Here is an 18550-nt window from a genome sequence, read left to right as displayed (position 1 = left end):
ACGCATGACCAGCGTGAGCGAATTGATGAAAACGATGGAATACGGCCCCTCGGTCGAGGACAGCGCCGCCGTGCGCGACTGGCTGGCGCGGCGCGGCGCATTCGGCCATTTCATCGGCGGCAGCTTTACCGAACGGGGCCAGTTGTTCGACAGCCGCGATCCCGCGACGGGTGAGGTTCTGGCGCAGGTGTCGCAGGGGACCGTCGGTGACGTGGCGGCGGCGGTGGCGGCGGCGCGGCAGGCGCAGCCCGGCTGGGCGACGCTGACGGGGTCGCAGCGGGCGCGTTACCTTTATGCCCTTGCCCGCCATGTGCAGAAACGCGAACGCTTCCTGTCGGTGCTGGAGACGCTGGACAACGGCAAGCCGATCCGCGAGTCGCGCGACATCGACGTGCCGCTGGTCGCGCGGCATTTCTACCACCATGCCGGTTGGGCGGAACTGCGCGACAGCGCCTTTCCGGGGCATCAGCCGATCGGCGTCTGCGGCCAGATCATCCCCTGGAACTTTCCGCTGCTGATGCTGGCCTGGAAGATCGCCCCTGCCCTTGCGGCGGGCAATACGGTGGTGCTGAAGCCTGCCGAATACACGCCCCTGACCGCGCTTGCCTTTGCCGAGATCTGCCAGGAGATCGGCCTGCCTGCGGGCGTCGTCAACATCGTCACGGGCGACGGCGACACCGGCGCGGCCCTTGTCGCAGCCGAGGTGGACAAGATCGCCTTCACCGGCTCGACCCAGGTGGGCTGCGCGATTGCGGGCCAGCTTGCCGGGACGGGCAAGCGGCTGACGCTGGAACTGGGCGGCAAGTCGCCCTTCGTGGTCATGCCCGACGCCGACCTGGATGCGGCGGTGGAAGGCGTCGTGGATTCGATCTGGTTCAACGGCGGCCAGGTCTGCTGCGCCGGATCGCGCATCCTGGTGGCCGAGGCAGTGGCGACGCGGTTCGAGTCCCTGCTCTCTGCCCGGATGGCGCGGCTGCGGGTTGGATCGCCGCTGGACAAGTCCACCGATGTCGGCGCCATCGTCGATCCCATCCAGAAGAACCGTATCCTGTCGATCTGCAAGGCGGCCACCGATGTGGGGGCGGAACTGGTCGGCGGCGCCGCGCAGGAGGGCTGCTTCATCGCGCCGGGCTATCTGCGCAACATTACCCCTGCCAATCCGGGCTTCGAGCAGGAGATCTTCGGCCCCATCGCCACGCTTTCGACCTTCCGCACGGCGGATGAGGCGGTCGAATTGGCGAATAACACGCGCTATGGCCTTGCGGCCTCGATCTGGTCGGAAAGCGCGGCGGTGGCGGCGGATATCGCCGCCAGGGTGAAGGCGGGCGTGGTCTGGATCAACTGCGCCAACCTGTTCGACGCGGCGGCCCCCTTTGGCGGCTATCGCGAAAGCGGCTTCGGCCGCGAAGGCGGGCGCGTGGGGATGCTGGACTATCTGGCCGAACCGGCGGTCGAGGGGGCGGTTGAACCGGCCCCCGCAGCCCCGGTCGCGGCGACCACCGGGACGGGTCATGCCACAGATCTGGACCGCACGGCCAAGCTGTATATCGGCGGCGCGCAGAAGCGGCCGGACGGCGGCGCAAGCTATGCCGTGCCGGGCGGCCTTGCGCCCCTGGGCAGCCGCAAGGACATCCGCAACGCGGTCGAAGCCGCCGCCAAGGCCGGGAAATGGGCCGCCATGGGCGGCCATGCCCGCGCGCAGGTGCTGTATTACATCGCCGAGAACCTGTCGGCCCGCGCCGACGAATTCGCCGCCCGCACCGGCCGGGCCGAGGTCGATGCCGCCATCGCCCGCGCCTTCCATTATGCCGCCTGGGCAGACAAGTTCGACGGCGCCAATGTGCAAGCCAAGCCCGGCCACCTGCTGAACGTGGTCAACGAACCCTTTGGCGTGATGGGCATCGCCTGCCCCAATGCTCAGCCCTTGGCCGCGTTCATGTCGCTGGTCATGCCCGCCATCGCCATGGGCAACCGCGTCGTCGCCATCGCCGCGCAGGACGATCCGCTGGCCGTGACGGACCTGTACCAGGTCTTCGACACGTCCGACCTGCCGGGGGGCGTGGTCAATATCGTCACCGGCCCCCGCGACGACCTCGCCCGCGTGCTGGCCGCGCATGACGAGGTCGCGGCGATGTGGATGGTGGGTGGCGATCTGGCGGCGGTGGAAAAGGCCGCGGGCGGCAACCTCAAGCCCGTCTGGGCGCCCGCCCATCGCGACTGGTGCGGCCCGCAGGCCCAGGGAGAGGTTTTCCTGCGCCATGCCACGCAGGCCAAGACGATCTGGCTGCCCTATGGCGCCCTGCCCGAAGGCACCGGGTCTGCGGCCTATTAGGCGCGCAGGCCCGCGAAGGTCATCGGATCCAGGGATGCCTGGGCGAAGGTCGGCCCGTTGACCATCAGGCTGACCGCGTCATGGGAATGCAGCGATTCCTGATGGCTGGCAACCACCCGGAAATCGCCGAAGCGCGGATCGGCCAGCAGTTGCTGGGCAAAGGCGCGCACCGCATCCTCGACGAAGATCGGGTTCGAGGCATTGAGTTCGGCGAAGGCCTGCTCGTCCTCGCGCTTGACCATCACCTGTGTTTCCGTGGGCACGGCGCGGCGGCAGAGTTCCACCATGTCCTCGAACCAGATCTTCTCTGGCCCTACCATCACCGCCGAGATCCGGGCGATGGACCGCTGCGAATGGGGCGTCGCCAGCCGCGACCGGGTTTCGCGCGCATGTTCGGACAGTTCCAGCGAACAAGGGCAGGTCGAGGAATAGACATAGTCGAAATGCATGATCCGCAGCCGCTGGCCGTGGAAATCCAGGATCTCCATCGCGATGTCGTAATACTGCCAGCCGGACAGCCCCGACCGCAGCGAATCCACCCGGATCGGATAGGAAAACTTCATCTGGATGCGGGCGTCATAGGCATCCAGGTCGGCCTGATAATCGTCAAGCGCGGCTTCCAGCACCTTCAGGCTGAAGGCATGTTCGGAATGGGCGTAAAAGGACCGCATGATCCGGGACATGTTGATGCCCTTGCGGTCGGCCTCCAGGCTGACGGTGCCGGTCACGCTGGTTTCCAGCGCCAGTTCGCCCCCGTCGCGGGTCTGATAGCGGATCGGCAGGCGAAAGTTGGAAATCCCGACATGCTGGATCGGCGCGCGCGCGCCCACGATCAGGCTGGCCGGGCCGTTCTGAAGGTCCGGCAGTCCGGCCTTGTAGGTATCATCCACCCTGAAGCCCGCATCATAGCTGCGCGCCAGGGCCGGATAGGCGGGGATCATCGGGCGTGCTTCGGTCATGCGGACATCCTTCAACGAAGATCGCGGCCTAATATGGGGATTTCGGGCCGGATTCCAAAGCTTAAATCCGGCAGGACGGGCAAAGCGCGCGACCCGGCCGGTTCAGGGGGCAAGCGCCTGGTGCAGGTCGTCGATCAGGTCGGGGGCATGTTCCAGCCCGACGGACAGCCGCAGAAGTCCCGGCGTGATCCCCAGATAGGCGCGGTCATCGTCGGACAGGCGCTGATGGGTGGTCGTCGCGGGATGCGTCACGATGGATTTCGCATCGCCCAGGTTGTTGGAAATGCTGATGATCCCCAGCCGGTTCAGCGCGGCGAAGGCCGCATCCTTGCCGCCCGCCACCTCGAAGGCGATCATGGTGCCGCCCGATCCCATCTGCCGCATCGCCAAGTTGTGCTGGGGATGGTCGGCCAGCCCCGGATAGATCACGCGCGACAGCGCCGGATTGCCCTGCAGCGCCTGGGCAATTGCCAGGGCGCTGTCGGCCTGGGCGCGCACGCGCAGATCCATGGTGGTCAGCCCGTTCAGCATGATCCAGCTGTGAAAGGGGCTGATCGCGCCGCCGGTATGTTTCAGGTAGGGCTCGGCAACCTCGCGCACGAACTGGCGGGTGCCGCAGATGACGCCCGCAAGCGCCCGCCCCCCGCCGTCGATATGCTTGGTCGCGGAATAGACGACGACATCGGCGCCCAGATCGGCCGCGCGGGAAAAGACCGGGGTGGCGAAGACGTTGTCGGCCACCACAAGCGCGCCAACCGCGTGTGCCAGATCGGCGACGGCCTTGATGTCGATCACCTCGAGCGTGGGGTTCGACATGGTCTCGAAGAAGGCGGCCCTGGTGCCGGGGCGCAGCGCCGCGCGCCACTGGTCCAGGTCGGTGCCGTCCACATAGGTGACCTCGACCCCGAATTTCGCCAGCAGGTCCAGCACATAAAGGCAGGATCCGAACAGCGCGCGGGCCGCCACGATGTGATCGCCGGGCTTGCACATGGAAAACAGCGCGCCATTGACCGCCGCCATGCCGCTGGCCGTGGCAAAGGCGTCCTCGGTCCCTTCCAGGGCGGCGATGCGATCCTCGAACATCCGGCTGGTGGGGTTGCCATAGCGGGCATAGATGAATTCGTCCGGGCCGGTGCCCTTGAAGCGGGCCTCGGCCTGTTCGGCGCTGTCATAAACAAAGCCCTGGGTCAGGAAGATCGCCTCGGCCATTTCCCCATACTGGCTGCGGCGGATGCCATGATGGACGGCCTGGGTGCGCGGGTGAAGCCCCTTTGCGGAACTATCGCTCATGTCGGAATGCCTTCTGCTGACCCCGGCGGGGTTAGCGCCCCAGCGATCATGGCGCAAGGGCCAAGCCATGTCCCACACGGATCGCCGGGAATGCGCCAGCGGCAGGGACACCCGTCCCTTGTCGATGAATATCTTCAAGGATTGCAATTTCTTAACCAAAACATGCCGCTATGAACACGCGCATGTTAATTGCCCAAATGGACAGGTTGAGCCATGGGTGACGCGAAAGTAAGTTGAGCCAGCAGTCAAGAAAGTCTGCGCAAGAAAGGGACGGCCTGAACAGCCGGTTTGCGATCATGACATTGGAATATGCCAACGAATATCCTGATGTCCTGCCGCGCAAGAATGGCGGTGCAAGCCTTTCCGACCGCACCTTTTTTCAAGGTTCGGCTTTGAAGAAGAACGGCAAGTCAGAAGTGGTGTTTGACGGCGTATCCCCCGACGATCCCGCATTGGATCTTCTGGGTGAATGCGGCGGTGTATAGGTGAAGGAACTTGCCGTCTGACCGAACCCCTGCGGATCGGTCCAATTTTGGGCTAAGTTTTTGGTATCGTTTTTTGTGAAGGCCCGATACGACACAATGGGGGCGGAGAAATCCGCCCCCTGTTATATTCAAAGATAATCGCCCCGCTGCAGGCCGTATTTGGCCATCTTCTCGTTCAGGGTGCGGCGCGGCAGGCACAATTCCTCCATCACGCCCGAGATGCTGCCCTTGTGGCGGCGCATGGTGTTGTCGATCAGCATCTTCTCGAAGCTTTCGACATATTCCTTGAGCGGCTTGCCCTCGGTCGTGGTGGCCTGCTGGTTGTCTTCCCCGTCCGCCATCAGAAGCGAGGCGATGGAACCCGATCCCCGCCGGTTCTGCAGCACGGCGCGTTCGGCCACGTTGATCAACTGGCGGATATTGCCGGGCCAGGGGGCCTGCAAAAGCTGGGCGGCCTCCTGGGCGCTGACCTGCGGCGGCTCGCAGCCATATTCCTCGGAGAACTGCTCGGTCATGCGGGTGAACAGCGACAGGATATCCTCGCCCCGCGCGCGCAGCGGCGGCAGGGTGATCTTCAGCGCCGACAGGCGATAGAACAGGTCGGGCCGCAGCGAATCCTCGGCCCGGCGGCCTTCGCCCCGCGCGTTCGAGATGGCGATGATGCGCGTTTCGGCGGGCGTTCCCTGGTCGCTGATGAAGGCCAGCAGGCGGGCTTGGAGGGGTTCGGACAACGCCTCGATGTCTTCCAAGCAAAGGGTGCCGCCGCGGGCCTCCTCGACGGCGGGAATGCCGTCCTCGACCGGGCCGAACAGCCGGGCCGACAGCGCCTCGTCGTTATAGGCGGCGCAGGACACGGGCACGAATTTCCGGGACGCGCGCGGGCCGACGGCGTGCAGGGCATGGGCCACCAACGTCTTGCCGGTGCCGGTTTCGCCGTCGATCAGCACATGGCCGTCTGCCTGGCCCAGATCCAGGATATCCTCGCGCAGGCGTTCCATCACCGGGCTGGTGCCGATCAGCTTGGACATCACCTGCTGGCCTTCCGACAGGTCGCGACGGAGCGCGCGGTTGTCCAGCGTCATGCGCCGCATCTGCGTGGCCTTCTTGGCAAGCGCCGTCATCTTGTCGGGATTGAAGGGCTTTTCCATGAAGTCCATGGCACCGATCCGCATCGCCTCGACCGCCATCGGCACGTCGCCATGCCCGGTGATCAGGATCACGGGCAGCCCCGAATCCAGCCCCATCAGGCGCTTCAGGAAGGCGATCCCGTCCATGCCGGGCATCCGGATGTCCGACACCACGATGCCGGGCCAGTCGGACCCGATGACCTTCAGCGCGTCTTCGGCACTGGGATAGGTTTCCGTTTCGAACCCGGACAGCACCAGCCACTGGCTGATCGATTCCCGCATGTCCGGTTCATCATCAACGATCGCAATCTTCAATTTGCGGGACATAGGTCTTCCTCTCTCGAACATTCACTCGGCGGCCAGCGTCTGCGCGGGCTGCCCCGGCTTGTGCAAAGGCATCTCGACCGCGAAGACGGCGCCGCCCTGGTCTGCGTTATGCGCGGTCAGGCGACCGCCGAAATCGGCCATGATGGACGAGGATATGGCCAGCCCCAGCCCTGTCCCCTCGCCCGGTTTCTTCGTGGTCCAGAACGGCTCGAACAGCTTTTCCAGATCCGATATGCCCGGCCCGTTGTCGCGCACCAGCACATGGGCATTGGTGCCCGTTTCCACCGTGATCTCGATCCGGGCATCGCGCCTGTCGCGGACGGCATCGACGGCATTGCGCAGCAGGTTGATGATGACCTGTTCCAGCCGGATGCGGTCGGCCATCACCATCACGGGACCGCGCGGCAGGTTGCGGGTCACGCGGATGGCCCGCCCGCGAAGCTGCGGCTCCATCATGGTCAGGGCGCTGCTGACGGCGGCGCGCAGATCCACCGGCTCGACCGCCTCGCCGCCCTTTCGGGCATAGGATTTCAGCTGACGGGTAATGGCGCCCATGCGCTCGATCAGGTCGTCGATCCGCTGAAAGGAGGACAGCGCCTCCTCGGCCCGGCCGCGTTGCAGCAGAAGACGAGCGCCGGCCAGATAGGTCTTCATCGCGGCCAGCGGCTGGTTCAACTCGTGGCTGACGCCTGCCGACATCTCGCCCAGGGCCGCCAGCTTGGAACTTTGCTGCACGGTCTGTTCGGCGACGCGCAGTTCCTTTTGCATCCGTTCGCGCTCGGCAATCTCTCGGGTCAGGCGCAGGTTCAACGCGCGCAGGTCAGCCGATTCGCGCATATAGGCGACGGACTGGCTGCGGGCGCGGCGCGACAGGACATAGAAGGTCCCGGCCAGCAGGATCGCGAATCCCATAATTTCCAGCGCCAGGACCGCGTTCACCTGTTCGCGCACCGAGGCATAGGTGGTGAAGCTGATCATCCGCCAGCCCCGGAAGGGGATGCGCGCTTCGGACTGCATGACGGCGCGGCCCTGGACATAGGCGTCGATCGGCATGGCGGTCCAGTCGGCCGTGACCTGGAACGCCCGCTGGATGGCGGATGGCGCGTCGCGCACGGCCAGGGCCTCGGGCATGGTCAGGCCGCGCCATCGGGGTTCCGTCGCCAGGATGATGTTGCCTTCGCTGTCGGTGACGGCCACGGCGTCCGAAATCCCCGCCCAGGACCGTTCCAGCCGCGACAGGTCGGCGCCGACGACGATCACGCCCAGTGTCTTGCCATCGGACACCACCGCGCGGGAATAGGTGAATTCATACCCGCCGCTGCCCTGGTTGGCGACGGTGAAGACCGTTTCGCGCGACCGCAGCGCCTCGACATAGAACGGCGATAGGACGTTGTTCGCGCCCAACTGGAACCGGTCCGTGGCCCCCACCGTGCGCCCCGAGGCATCCAGAAGCCGGATCGAGGCCGCGCCGATTTCCTTTTGCGCCGCGATCAGCCGGGCCGAGGTGGTCGAGAAATCGTTGCTGTTCAGCGACCCGATCAGCGCCGGATCGCGCGCCAGCAGCAGCGGCACCACCGCCGTTCGCTGCAATTCGGACAGCAGGTTGCCGGTATAAAGCGCAAGCCGCAGTTCCGACCGGACACGGGTGTTTTCCGAAAAGCGCGTGGTCAGCCAGGCATTCGTCGTCCAGACGGACAGGATCGCCAGGGCAAAGATCAACGCCACCGCAGCGCGCAGCCACCACGGGTTGCCGAATTGGGACAGCCGGGGCCGGGAACGCTCTGACGCGCTGATGCTGTCCCTGTCTTCGATCACCTATGAAATCCGGCCATGTTGCAGAACTGCCGCACTCTAGGCGCAGAAGCCGCCATGCTCAAGTCAGGCGTTGACAACTCCGGCCACAAGACTGCGGAACAATGCCGCGCCATCGGTGCCGCCAAGCGCCGGATCGGCCGCGCGTTCGGGATGCGGCATCATGCCCAGGATGCGGCGGTTTGCGGACAGCACGCCCGCGATGTCGCCCACGGACCCGTTGATCGCCGGCCCATAGGTAAAGGCGATGCGATCCTGGTCCCGAAGCTGCGCCAGGTCCTCCGCCGTGGCCTGGTAATTCCCGTCATGATGGGCGACCGGAACGGTGATTTGTTGGCCCTTGGCATAGCCTGCGGTGAAATCGCTGTCGGCGGTGACGACGTTCAGGACGGCGGGCTTGCACAGGAAGGTCAACCCGGTATTGCGCATCAACGCGCCCGGCAGCAGCCCCAGTTCGGTCAGGACCTGGAAGCCGTTGCAGATCCCAAGCACATAGCCGCCCCGTTCCGCATGGCGCCGCAGGGCCCCGGCAATGGGCGAATGGGCCGCGATCGCCCCGCAGCGTAGATAATCGCCAAAGGAAAAGCCGCCGGGAACGGCCACAAGGTCGGTGCCTTCGGGCAGGGTCTGGTCCTTGTGCCAGACCCGCGCCACCTGCGCCCCGGCGTTTTGCAGGGCCACCGCAAGGTCGCGGTCGCAGTTCGATCCGGGAAAGGTGATGACGGCGGCTTTCATGGGACAGCTCCTGCTGGGATCGCCCGTGCCTTATCGCAGCTTGGCCGCCGAAGAAAGGGGGCCTTGCCCCCGCCGCGCGTGCCGCGCGGCTCCCCCAGGATATTTGGGCACAGAAGATGAGGCCCTATCTTCTGTGCCCAAATATCCCCGCCGGAGGCAAGAAGGGCCGGGCGAATGCCCGGCCCCTTTTCTGTCGCGACGCCTCAGTTCAGCGCCTTGTTCAGGTATTCGTCCACCTTTTCCAGATAGCCCATCGTGGTCAGCCATTTCTGGTCCGGCCCGACCAGCAGCGCCAGGTCCTTGGTCATGTGGCCGTCCTCGACCGCCTGCACGGTCACGCGCTCCAGCGTCTCGGCAAAGTTCAGCAGCGCCGCGTTGTCGTCCAGCTTGGCACGGTGCTTGAGCCCGCCCGTCCAGGCGAAGATCGACGCGATCGAGTTGGTCGAGGTCTGGTTGCCCTTCTGGTGTTCGCGGTAATGGCGCGTCACGGTGCCGTGCGCCGCCTCGGCCTCGACCGTCTTGCCGTCGGGCGTCATCAGCACGCTGGTCATCAGCCCCAGCGAGCCGAAGCCCTGGGCCACGGTGTCGGACTGCACGTCGCCGTCATAGTTCTTGCAGGCCCAGACATAGCCGCCTGACCATTTCAGGCTCGAGGCCACCATGTCGTCGATCAGGCGGTGCTCATAGGTGATGCCGGCCTTCTTGAACTGGTCGGCGAATTCCGTGTCGAACACTTCCTGGAACAGATCCTTGAAGCGACCGTCATAGGCTTTCAGGATCGTGTTCTTGGTGGACAGATAGACCGGATAGCCGCGCTGCAGGCCATAGTTCATCGAGGCGCGGGCAAAGTCGCGGATAGAATCGTCCAGGTTGTACATGGCCATCGCCACGCCCGACGATGGGGCCTGGAAGACCTCGTGCTCGATGGTCTCGCCATCCTCGCCGACGAAGCGGATCGTCAGCTTGCCCTTGCCGGGGAAGCGGAAGTCGGTGGCCTTGTACTGGTCGCCGAAGGCATGGCGGCCGACGATCACGGGCTTGGTCCAGTGCGGCACCAGGCGCGGGACGTTCTGGCAGATAATGGGTTCGCGGAAAATGACGCCGCCCAGGATGTTGCGGATCGTGCCGTTGGGCGATTTCCACATCTTCTTCAGGCCGAATTCCTCGACCCGCTGTTCGTCGGGGGTGATGGTCGCGCATTTCACGCCCACGCCGTATTGCTTGATGGCATTGGCGGCGTCGATGGTGATCTGGTCCTCGGTCCGGTCGCGTTCCTCGATGCCCAGGTCGAAGTATTTCAGATCCACGTCCAGATAGGGCAGGATCAGCTTCTGCTTGATGAAGTCCCAGATGATCCGGGTCATCTCGTCGCCGTCAAGCTCGACGACGGGGTTGGCTACCTTGATCTTCGACATGGGCATTCCCTTCGGCGTTGGATTCGACTGCGGCTATAGCCGGGGTGAGGGATAAAGGAAAGAATGTATGCAGCGGTATGCAAACCAGAGGCCCTTGCCGGAACACTGTTGCAGCGTCATGAGCGCGCGTCTTTGCCGCAGGATTTTCGTAAAATGCCCCGAAGAAGATAGATGATTTTTCAACCATAGGGTGATATCCGACACCCGTAGTAGTTACGAGTATCAGGTGTTTTCATGGCGACAGTCACATGGATGTGGCTCGGCAATCACGCGCAGGTGAATGCGACCGGCGGCACGCCTTCGACCAGTGCCGAAGCGAACGGAATGACGGGATATGGCGCCGTCGGCACCGCGCAAATCAAGCCCGTCACGATCCAGGGCAACACCCATTCGATCGTCGTCGATGGCAAGCCCACCCAGGCATTCTCGACCGCCTACAACCAGGACGGCTGGGGGCGGGACGTGTCGGATTCCCGCATGACCTATGATGCGCCGCTGACCGGCCGACCCGTCAGTTCGACGATCACGGGCTTTCTGTCCGTGCGCTATCAGCTGACCTTCCCGGACGGCAGCCTGGCCCAGCAGGACGGCGTGCTGATCCAGATGAAGAACGGCGACATGTTCTTCCGTCCGTCAAAGGACGCCCTGCGCCAATGGGACGGCATCGACGCCCTGCGCGGGGTCAAGATCCTGTCGGCCACGCCCCTGGACAAGAACACCTATGTGGCGACAATCTCGTTCAAGCCGACGATCTTCGATCTGCCGATCAATTGTTTCACCAGCGGGACACTGATCGCCACTCCCCTCGGTGACCGCCGGGTCGATGAGATCAGGCCGGGCGACCTGGTGACGACCCGCGACAATGGCCCCCAGCCGGTTCGCTGGACGGGCCGCCGCCATGTCGAGGCGGCAGAAATGGTCGAAAACCCTGCGCTTTGCCCGATTCGCATCGTCGCCGGCGCGCTTGGCCGCAACGTGCCTGCGCAGGATCTGCTGGTGTCCCAGCAGCATCGCATCCTGGTGCGTTCAGCCATTGCGGCGCGGATGTTCGGGGCACAGGAACTGCTGATCGCGGCCAAGCACCTGACCGGGATCGAAGGGATCGACATCGTGACGGACGCGCCTGGCGTCACCTATGTCCATCTGATGTTCGACGCCCATGAAATCCTGGTATCGAACGGCGCGGAAACCGAATCGCTTTATCCCGGACCGCAAGCCCTTCTGGCACTGGGCGATGCCGCGGCCGAGATTTTCACCCTGTTCCCGCAGCTTCGCCACGCGACCGAGCCATTCCCGGGCGCCCGGCCCTTCGTGGCGGGCAAGAAGGCCATGCAGCTTGCCTCGCGCCATGCGGCGAACCAGAAGCCCTTGGCAAGCTGAGCGTCAGGCGAAGAATGCCTCGACCTCGCCGCGCAGCCATTGCCACAGGTCCGGCGCGCCCAGGCTGATCTTGCTGCCCACCCGGGTCTCGATGTCGCGGAAGGTGACGCCATAGTCGATCCAGCCGATCCCACCCGACCGCAGGTTCTGGATCACGGGCTGGCATCGGTCCAGAGCCTTGGCGAAGATGGCATCGGGGCTGGCCGCGGCCTCGAACTCCTGCCACAGCGCCAGGAAATCACGGGCTTGCGCGTCCGGCAGCAGGCCGAAGATGCGCAGGGCCGCTGCCGCCTCGGCGGCCTGGATCTGGGCCGAGCCATGCGCCTGCCCCCCTGCGGAATGCAGCGGCACGTCGCCCACGTCGATCTCGACCAGATCGTGCAGCAGCAACATGCGGATGACCCGCCCCACATCGACACCGGGTCCGGCCAGATCGGCGAAGACCAAGGCGTAAAGCGCCAGATGCCAGCTGTGTTCGGCGCTGTTTTCACGGCGCGACCCGTCGATCAGAAGGTTGGCCCGCAGGACCGATTTCAGCCCATCGGCCTCGGCCAGGAAACGCAGGCGGCGGGACAGGTCATCATCGGCACCGGGTGAACCAGACAGGGCCGCCCTGGCCCAAGCCATCGCCTCGGGCCATTCGGCGGCCAGCCGCGCCGCGCGTCCGCCGTCCAGGTTTGCGCGGACGATCCCCAGATGGTCGGGCAAAGGCTGCGGGGCCAGCAGCACCTGGAATAGCGGCTGGCTGTGATCCATGCGCTTGGCCATAACTGCATCGGCCGAGGTGCCGGCCTCGAACTCCTGCCACAGGTCCATCAGGGCATTGCAATCCGGGGACAGGCCGAAGATGCGCCGTGCCGCCCGCACCTCGGCCAGGGCCAGCGCAGGGGCGTCGTGATCCAGGTGGATCGGCTGGTCGCCCGTGTCGATTTCCACCAGGTCATGCAGCAGCAGCATGCGGATGGCGCGGTCGGAGGCGCCGAACACCATCGCCTGCAAGGCGACGTGCCAACTGTGTTCGGCGCTGTTTTCCGGCCGGGACAGGTCCAGCAGCACATTCGCCCGATCGACGGATTTCAGCCGGTCAGCCTCGGCCAGGAAGGCGAACTGTCGGGCGATGCGGTCCGACACGGAGACCCTAGCGGCTGGTTTCGGTCAGGCGGCGGCGGACATAGGACTGCACCAGGTCGATCATCGGCTTCATGTGCTGTTCGTCGTCGCGGAAGAAGTGGTCGGCGCCCTCGATTTCTTCATGCGTGATGGTGATGCCCTTCTGTTCGCGCAGCTTGCTGACCAACGTATGCGTGTCCTTGGGCGGCGCGACGCGGTCGGCGGTGCCGTTCACGATCAGCCCCGACGACGGGCAAGGCGCCAGGAAGCTGAAATCGTACATGTTCGCGGGCGGCGCCACGCTGATGAAGCCGGTGATTTCCGGGCGGCGCATCAGAAGCTGCATCCCGATCCAGGCGCCGAAGCTGAAGCCCGCGACCCAGCAATGCTTGCTGTTGGGGTTCATCGCCTGCAGGTAATCCAGCGCGGATGCCGCGTCCGACAGTTCGCCGATGCCCTGGTCGAATTCGCCCTGGCTGCGCCCCACGCCGCGGAAGTTGAACCGCATCACGGTGAAGCCCAGCTTGTGGAAAGCATAGTGCAGGTTATAGACGACGCGGTTGTTCATCGTCCCGCCATATTGCGGGTGCGGATGCAGGACGATGGCAAGGGGGGCGTCGGGCTTGCCCGGCTGGGGGTGATAGCGGCCCTCAAGCCGCCCTTCGGGACCGGGGAAAATCAGCTCTGGCATCGTCTTCCTTCGATATGACGGTGGTTTCTTGACGCATCTGCGTGGCGCTTTTAGACCGCTATCTGGGATGTCGGTCTGGATTGCGCAAGAAACGCGCCTCGGCGGCATAGCGCGGCAGTGCGCGCGTCGTCAATCCGACCCGGTCGCAACAGAAGGGCCAGCAGATGAAACTGTCCACCAAGGGTCGCTATGCGATCATCGCGCTTGTCGATCTGGCCACCGCCCGCGGGGATGACCTGACCTCGCTGGCCGAGATTTCGGCCCGGCAGGACATCTCGCTGCCCTATCTCGAACAGTTGTTCGTGCGCCTGCGCCGCGCAGGGCTGGTGGCATCCGTCCGAGGTCCGGGCGGCGGCTATCGCCTGGCCCGCCCGCCCGAGACGATCCGCATCGCCGAGATCCTGGAAGCCGTGGACGAGACCGTCAGCGCCATGCATGTCGGCGCGGGGGCGTCGGGGGGCGTTTCCGGATCGCGGGCGCAGACGCTGTCGAACCGGCTGTGGGAAAGCCTGTCGGCGCATGTCTATGTCTTCCTGCACAATCATTCCCTGGCCGATGTGGCCAGGAACCAGTTGCTGCCCTGCCCTGCCCTGCCCCGCATTCTCAGCGTGGTGGACGACTGAGCAAACGAAAACGCGGCCCCTTTCGGGACCGCGTCGTGACACAAGGGTCGGCCGTCTCAGAAGCGATAGGACGCGCGGACCTGCACCAGGTCGGTGTCCAGGTCGATGCCATCGGCGATGACGTCCGAGAAGTCGCTGCGGCTGTATTCCGCGCCGACCGAGAAGTTCTCGGTGACCAGGTATTCAGCGCCCAGGCCATAGGTGATCCCGGTTTCCGAGATGTCGCCGGCGGCGTCGTTGGTGGATACGCGGGCAACGCCCAAGGTCGCATAGGGCTGGAAGCGGCCCATGTCATAGCCTGCGCGACCACGCAGACGCCACAGGTCGGCGTCACCGTCGTTCTCGTCCAGGTCAACCTTGTTGTAGTCGAGTTCGGCACCGGCGATCACCTGGCCGAAGTCGAACAGGTAGCCGGCGTGCAGGCCGTAGGCGTCATAGTCGCTGTCGAGATCGGTATCCGACAGTTCTGCATTACCCTGGCCATACTGCAGACCGGCATAGAAGCCGGACCAGTCCGTGCCAGCCTCGACCGGAACGACGGGCGCCACGACAGGGGCGGTGTCCACGACCGGGGCGACATAGCCGCCGGCGAATGCAGCCGAGGTGGCCAGCGATGCGGCAACCGAAAGGGCAACGAGTTTCATGGCAGTCTCCTTATTCGTTTCGAGCTTCTTGGTCTCGAGGCCCCTAGATATGGTGAAGCGCGGGGCTTTCCAGCCCAACATTGCAGTGACTGCAAGAACTGTTGCAGAAATGCGACCCTAGCGGAAAAGTGACTGATAAGAATAAGGAAACAGCCCTGGCCCATTGGCCTCCTGCTTCTTGCAAGAAAATCGAAGGCACACACAGGGATGCCGGACTTCATGGGGCGAGATGGTTGCTTGGCATCAGAAGGACAGCACCGGCCGCACGACGGCCAACCCCGCAGCCCAAGCCAGGCCTTCGTGTCAATGAACCGCAACCGGCCTTGCAAGCGCGATGGCAGACAAGCGGACAGGTTCTTTGGTCAGAACGGGGTGCAATGGCCCTGCCCCGCATCCAGCCTGGCGGATGAATGACGGCAGCCAGGTTCAGACCGGCAGCCTGCGCCTGTCCCAGGTGACGCCGGTTCTGATGACCTTGGCGGGCGATCCCACCGCGATGCAGTTGGGAGGGATCACCCCCCGAACCATCGAACTTGCGCCGATAATCGAATGGCTGACGACCACCGATCCTTTGAGGATCGTCACTTCCCGACCGACCCAGACGTGATCGCCGATCGTGATCGGCTTGCCGCAGGTCCACGACAAGATTGAAGGGGAAACGTGGTAGCGGAGGAGGGATTTGAACCCCCGACACAAGGATTATGATTCCTCTGCTCTAACCAGCTGAGCTACTCCGCCACGGGTGGGGGCGATTTACGGGGTGGCGCGGGGGGCGTCAAGCGGTATTCGTCACGAAAATGAAAACGCCGCCCAAGCCGGGCGGCGGTTGTCTTTTCGGTGAAACGCCCGATCACCCGCGCGCCTTGACCACCTGCAGCAGCGGCATGACTTGGGCCATGTCGGGACCATGGGCCTGGCCGGTGACGGCCTTGCGCAGCGGCATGAACAGGCCCTTGCCCTTGCGCCCGGTGGCGTCTTTCACGGCGGCCGTCCATTCGCCCCAGGTCGCGTCCGTATAGGGTGGCGGGGGCAGCAGCGGCATGGCCTGGGCGATGAAATCGGCGTCCTCGGGGTCGATCTGCGGATCGGCCCCCTGGCTGAAGATCGTCCACCAGTCGGCCAGATCGTCCAGTTTCGTGATGTTCTGCGAGGCCACGGCCCAGAAACGCTCGGCCAGATCGGCGGGCACGCCAAGTGCTGCAATGCGGTCACGGACCGCATCGAAAGGCAGCGCCTGGTTGCGTTCGCGCGTCAGCGGCCACAGATCCTCGGCGTCGAATTTCGTGGGCGAGGCGCCGAATTGCGACAGGTCGAACCCTTCGGCCAGGTCGTCCAGCGTCATCTTCAACTCGACCGGTTGGCTGGACCCCAGCCGCGCCATCATCGACAGCAGCGCCTCGGGGGCGACGCCCGCCTCGCGCAGGTCGCGGATCGACAGGGCGCCGATGCGCTTGGACAGCTCCTCGCCCTGCGCCCCGGTCAGCAGGCTGTGATGGGCAAAGGCCGGGGGCGTGCCGCCAAGGGCGCGGATGATCTGGATCTGGGTCGCGGTGTTCGTCACATGGTCCGCGCCGCGCACGATATGGGTGACGGCCATGTCGGTGTCATCGACGCTGCTGGCAAAGGTGTAAAGCACCTGCCCGTCCGCGCGGATCAGCACCGGGTCGCTGACCGATGCCGCGTCGATGGAGATGTCGCTCAGGATGCCGTCGGTCCATTCGATCCGTTCCTGGTCCAGCCTGAAGCGCCAGTACCCTTCGCGCCCTTCGGCCCGCAGGCGATCCTTGTCGGCGTCCGACAGGTTCAGCCCGGCACGGTCATAGACCGGCGGACGGCCCATGTTCAGCTGCTTCTTGCGCTTCAGGTCCAGTTCGGTGGGCGTCTCGAACACCTCGTACAGGCGCCCTGCCTCGCGCAACTGGTCCGCCGCCTCGGCATAGCGATCCAGCCGAGCCGACTGGCGTTCCACGCGGTCCCAGTGCAGGCCCAGCCATTCCAGGTCGCGCTTGATGCCGTCGGCATATTCTTCCTTGGACCGTTCCTGGTCGGTATCGTCCAGCCGCAGGATGAAGGTTCCCCCGGCCTTTCGCGCGATCAGGTAATTGAACAGCGCGGTCCGCAGGTTGCCGACATGGATGTGGCCCGTGGGCGACGGGGCGAAGCGGGTGGTGGTCATGGCACGTCTCCTGTTCGCCTTGCTCTTTCACAGACGGCGATTCTTGTCCATATCAGGGCCACCATGCAGGAGAAGCGGATGACCGACTGGACCACCCTGACCGCACCCGATGCGGCTCGGATCGAGGCGATGGCGCGCGATGCACTGGCCGCCCTTCCCCCCCAATTCGCCACCCATGCCGAAGGGATCACGATCCACGTGGCCGAGTTCGCGCCCGAGGAGGTTCTGGACGAACTGCAGATCGACGATCCGTTCGAACTGACCGGCATCTATGACGGCATCCCGCTGACGGAGAAGTCGGTGTCCGACCAGCCTGCGCAGCCTGACATCATCTGGCTGTATCGCCGGCCGCTGCTGGACGAATGGGCATCGCGCGGCAATGTGACATTGGCCGAACTGGTGGGCCATGTCGTCACGCACGAGATGGCCCATCACTTCGGCTGGTCCGACGACGACATCGCCAGCATCGACCGGTGGTGGGAATGACCCCGCAGGCGCCGATCCTGACGGTCACGCTGAACCCGGCGCTGGATCTGTCCACGGCGGCGGACGAGGTGCGCCCGGAACTGAAGCTGCGCTGCGACAAGCCGGTGGCCGATCCGGGCGGCGGCGGCATCAATGTCAGCCGTGCGATCGGGCATATGGGCGGGCAATCGACCGCGATGGTGGCGCTTGGCGGGGCCACGGGGACGCGCATCGCCGAGATGCTGAAGGCCGACGGGCTGTCCCTGGTGCGCCTGACCGCCCCGGGCGAAACGAGGCAGTCGCTGGCCGTGACCGACCGCGTGACCGGCAAGCAGTTCCGCTTTGTCCTGCCGGGGCCGGAATGGCACAAGGCCCATGTGGCCGACATGACCCAGGCCATCGCCGAAAACGCGCAGGCGGGGGGCTGGGTGGTCGTGTCGGGATCGAACCCGCCGGGCGTCCCAGCCGGCTTCGAACAGATGCTGACCGTCCGGCTGAAGAACAGCGGGGCAAGGCTGCTGGTCGATACCTCGGGCGAGGCATTGCGGGTGCTGGCGGGATCATCGACCCCCGTCGATGTGCTGCGCATGGACAGCCACGAGGCCGAGGAGCTGGCAGGCCGTCCCCTGCCCCTGCGCGCCGACAGCGCGGATTTCGCGGCCGGGCTGGTCAGGGACGGCGCGGCGCGTTCGGTGATCGTGGCGCGCGGCGCCGACGGGTCGGTCATCGCCGGGGCGGATGGCGCCTGGCACGCCGCATCGGCCCCCGTCAAGGTCGTCAGCGCGGTCGGGGCGGGCGACAGCTTCGTGGCAGGCTTCGTTCTGGCCATGGCGCGCGACTGGCCGGTCCAGGAGGCCCTGGCCCTTGGCGCCGCCGCCGCATCCGCCGCCGTGATGACGCCCGCCACGGACCTGTGCCGGGCCGAGGATGTGGAGCGCTTTTATGGCGAACGGATCATCACGCGGCTTTGACGGGCCCG

At 65.2% G+C, this 18550-nt stretch carries 17 protein-coding genes and 1 tRNA gene; 7 read left to right on the top strand and 11 right to left on the bottom strand.

The window, feature by feature from the left end:
- Nucleotides 1-4 precede the first annotated feature (4 nt).
- Nucleotides 5-2332: an aldehyde dehydrogenase family protein gene (locus tag IEX25_RS02630; RefSeq protein ID WP_188713901.1), complete on the top strand. Its 2328-nt coding sequence runs from the start codon at nt 5-7 to the stop codon at nt 2330-2332.
- On the opposite strand, the gene folE2 is transcribed toward IEX25_RS02630, so the two are convergent.
- Nucleotides 2329-3291 (bottom strand): GTP cyclohydrolase FolE2, encoded by a 963-nt coding sequence (gene folE2, locus IEX25_RS02625; RefSeq protein WP_188713900.1) that lies wholly within the window; start codon nt 3289-3291, stop codon nt 2329-2331. The two genes, IEX25_RS02630 and folE2, sit on opposite strands and share 4 nt — an antisense overlap.
- A 102-nt stretch (nt 3292-3393) precedes the next feature.
- Nucleotides 3394-4581 carry an O-succinylhomoserine sulfhydrylase gene (gene metZ, locus IEX25_RS02620; RefSeq protein WP_188713899.1) on the bottom strand — a complete coding sequence of 396 codons (1188 nt, stop codon included), beginning with the start codon at nt 4579-4581 and terminating at the stop codon, nt 3394-3396.
- Nucleotides 4582-4814: 233 nt separating this feature from the next.
- Between metZ and IEX25_RS02615 the strand changes: the two genes are divergently transcribed.
- Nucleotides 4815-5066: a hypothetical protein gene (locus IEX25_RS02615; protein ID WP_188713898.1), complete on the top strand. Its 252-nt coding sequence runs from the start codon at nt 4815-4817 to the stop codon at nt 5064-5066.
- 128 nt (nt 5067-5194) lie between these two features.
- Here the strand turns inward: IEX25_RS02615 and IEX25_RS02610 are convergent, their stop codons facing one another.
- The 4 genes from IEX25_RS02610 to IEX25_RS02595 all read right to left on the bottom strand — a co-directional run bounded on the left by IEX25_RS02610 (nt 5195) and on the right by IEX25_RS02595 (nt 10482).
- A complete protein-coding gene (locus IEX25_RS02610; protein WP_103172231.1) occupies nt 5195-6520 on the bottom strand; it encodes a sigma-54-dependent transcriptional regulator in 1326 nt (441 codons plus the stop codon).
- 21 nt (nt 6521-6541) lie between these two features.
- A complete protein-coding gene (locus IEX25_RS02605) occupies nt 6542-8257 on the bottom strand; it encodes a sensor histidine kinase (RefSeq protein ID WP_229665010.1) in 1716 nt (571 codons plus the stop codon).
- Between the two features lie 141 nt (nt 8258-8398).
- A complete protein-coding gene (gene purQ, locus IEX25_RS02600) occupies nt 8399-9067 on the bottom strand; it encodes a phosphoribosylformylglycinamidine synthase subunit PurQ (RefSeq protein ID WP_188713896.1) in 669 nt (222 codons plus the stop codon).
- Nucleotides 9068-9270: 203 nt separating this feature from the next.
- Complete coding sequence (locus tag IEX25_RS02595; protein WP_103172229.1) at nt 9271-10482, bottom strand: NADP-dependent isocitrate dehydrogenase; 1212 nt, start codon at nt 10480-10482, stop codon at nt 9271-9273.
- Between the two features lie 234 nt (nt 10483-10716).
- Here IEX25_RS02595 and IEX25_RS02590 point away from each other — a divergent pair, with 234 nt between their 5' ends.
- Nucleotides 10717-11862, top strand: coding sequence for a Hint domain-containing protein (locus IEX25_RS02590; protein ID WP_188713895.1), 1146 nt, complete (start codon nt 10717-10719; stop codon nt 11860-11862).
- A 3-nt stretch (nt 11863-11865) separates the two neighbouring features.
- Here IEX25_RS02590 and IEX25_RS02585 read toward each other — a convergent pair whose 3' ends face one another.
- Nucleotides 11866-12993: an HD domain-containing protein gene (locus IEX25_RS02585; RefSeq protein WP_188713894.1), complete on the bottom strand. Its 1128-nt coding sequence runs from the start codon at nt 12991-12993 to the stop codon at nt 11866-11868.
- A gap of 7 nt (nt 12994-13000) precedes the next feature.
- Nucleotides 13001-13663: an alpha/beta hydrolase gene (locus IEX25_RS02580; RefSeq protein WP_103172226.1), complete on the bottom strand. Its 663-nt coding sequence runs from the start codon at nt 13661-13663 to the stop codon at nt 13001-13003.
- Between the two features lie 164 nt (nt 13664-13827).
- Here IEX25_RS02580 and iscR point away from each other — a divergent pair, with 164 nt between their 5' ends.
- Complete coding sequence (gene iscR, locus IEX25_RS02575; protein WP_103172225.1) at nt 13828-14286, top strand: Fe-S cluster assembly transcriptional regulator IscR; 459 nt, start codon at nt 13828-13830, stop codon at nt 14284-14286.
- A 56-nt stretch (nt 14287-14342) separates the two neighbouring features.
- Here the strand turns inward: iscR and IEX25_RS02570 are convergent, their stop codons facing one another.
- Nucleotides 14343-14930 carry an outer membrane protein gene (locus IEX25_RS02570; protein WP_188713893.1) on the bottom strand — a complete coding sequence of 196 codons (588 nt, stop codon included), beginning with the start codon at nt 14928-14930 and terminating at the stop codon, nt 14343-14345.
- Nucleotides 14931-15336: 406 nt separating this feature from the next.
- Here IEX25_RS02570 and IEX25_RS02565 point away from each other — a divergent pair, with 406 nt between their 5' ends.
- Nucleotides 15337-15537 (top strand): hypothetical protein, encoded by a 201-nt coding sequence (locus IEX25_RS02565; protein ID WP_188713892.1) that lies wholly within the window; start codon nt 15337-15339, stop codon nt 15535-15537.
- A gap of 54 nt (nt 15538-15591) precedes the next feature.
- On the opposite strand, the gene IEX25_RS02560 is transcribed toward IEX25_RS02565, so the two are convergent.
- Together IEX25_RS02560 and gltX are read right to left on the bottom strand one after the other, a co-directional pair.
- A tRNA-Met gene (locus IEX25_RS02560) sits at nt 15592-15668 on the bottom strand.
- Between the two features lie 112 nt (nt 15669-15780).
- Complete coding sequence (gene gltX / locus IEX25_RS02555) at nt 15781-17106, bottom strand: glutamate--tRNA ligase (protein WP_188713891.1); 1326 nt, start codon at nt 17104-17106, stop codon at nt 15781-15783.
- Between the two features lie 78 nt (nt 17107-17184).
- On the opposite strand from gltX, the gene IEX25_RS02550 reads away from it, so the two are divergent.
- Both IEX25_RS02550 and IEX25_RS02545 read left to right on the top strand, forming a co-directional pair.
- The gene (locus IEX25_RS02550; protein ID WP_188713890.1) at nt 17185-17592 is read left to right on the top strand and encodes a metallopeptidase family protein; all 408 of its coding nucleotides are present in this window, start codon (nt 17185-17187) and stop codon (nt 17590-17592) included.
- A complete protein-coding gene (locus IEX25_RS02545) occupies nt 17589-18542 on the top strand; it encodes a 1-phosphofructokinase family hexose kinase (RefSeq protein WP_188713889.1) in 954 nt (317 codons plus the stop codon). Before IEX25_RS02550 ends, IEX25_RS02545 begins: the two co-directional genes overlap by 4 nt.
- Nucleotides 18543-18550: the final 8 nt, after the last annotated feature.

Origin of the sequence: Paracoccus acridae (assembly GCF_014642735.1) — a bacterium.
Taxonomy (GTDB): Bacteria; Pseudomonadota; Alphaproteobacteria; order Rhodobacterales; family Rhodobacteraceae; genus Paracoccus; species Paracoccus acridae.
Note: the sequence above shows the minus strand (reverse complement) of the source record. Positions and strands in the feature narration are given on the sequence as shown.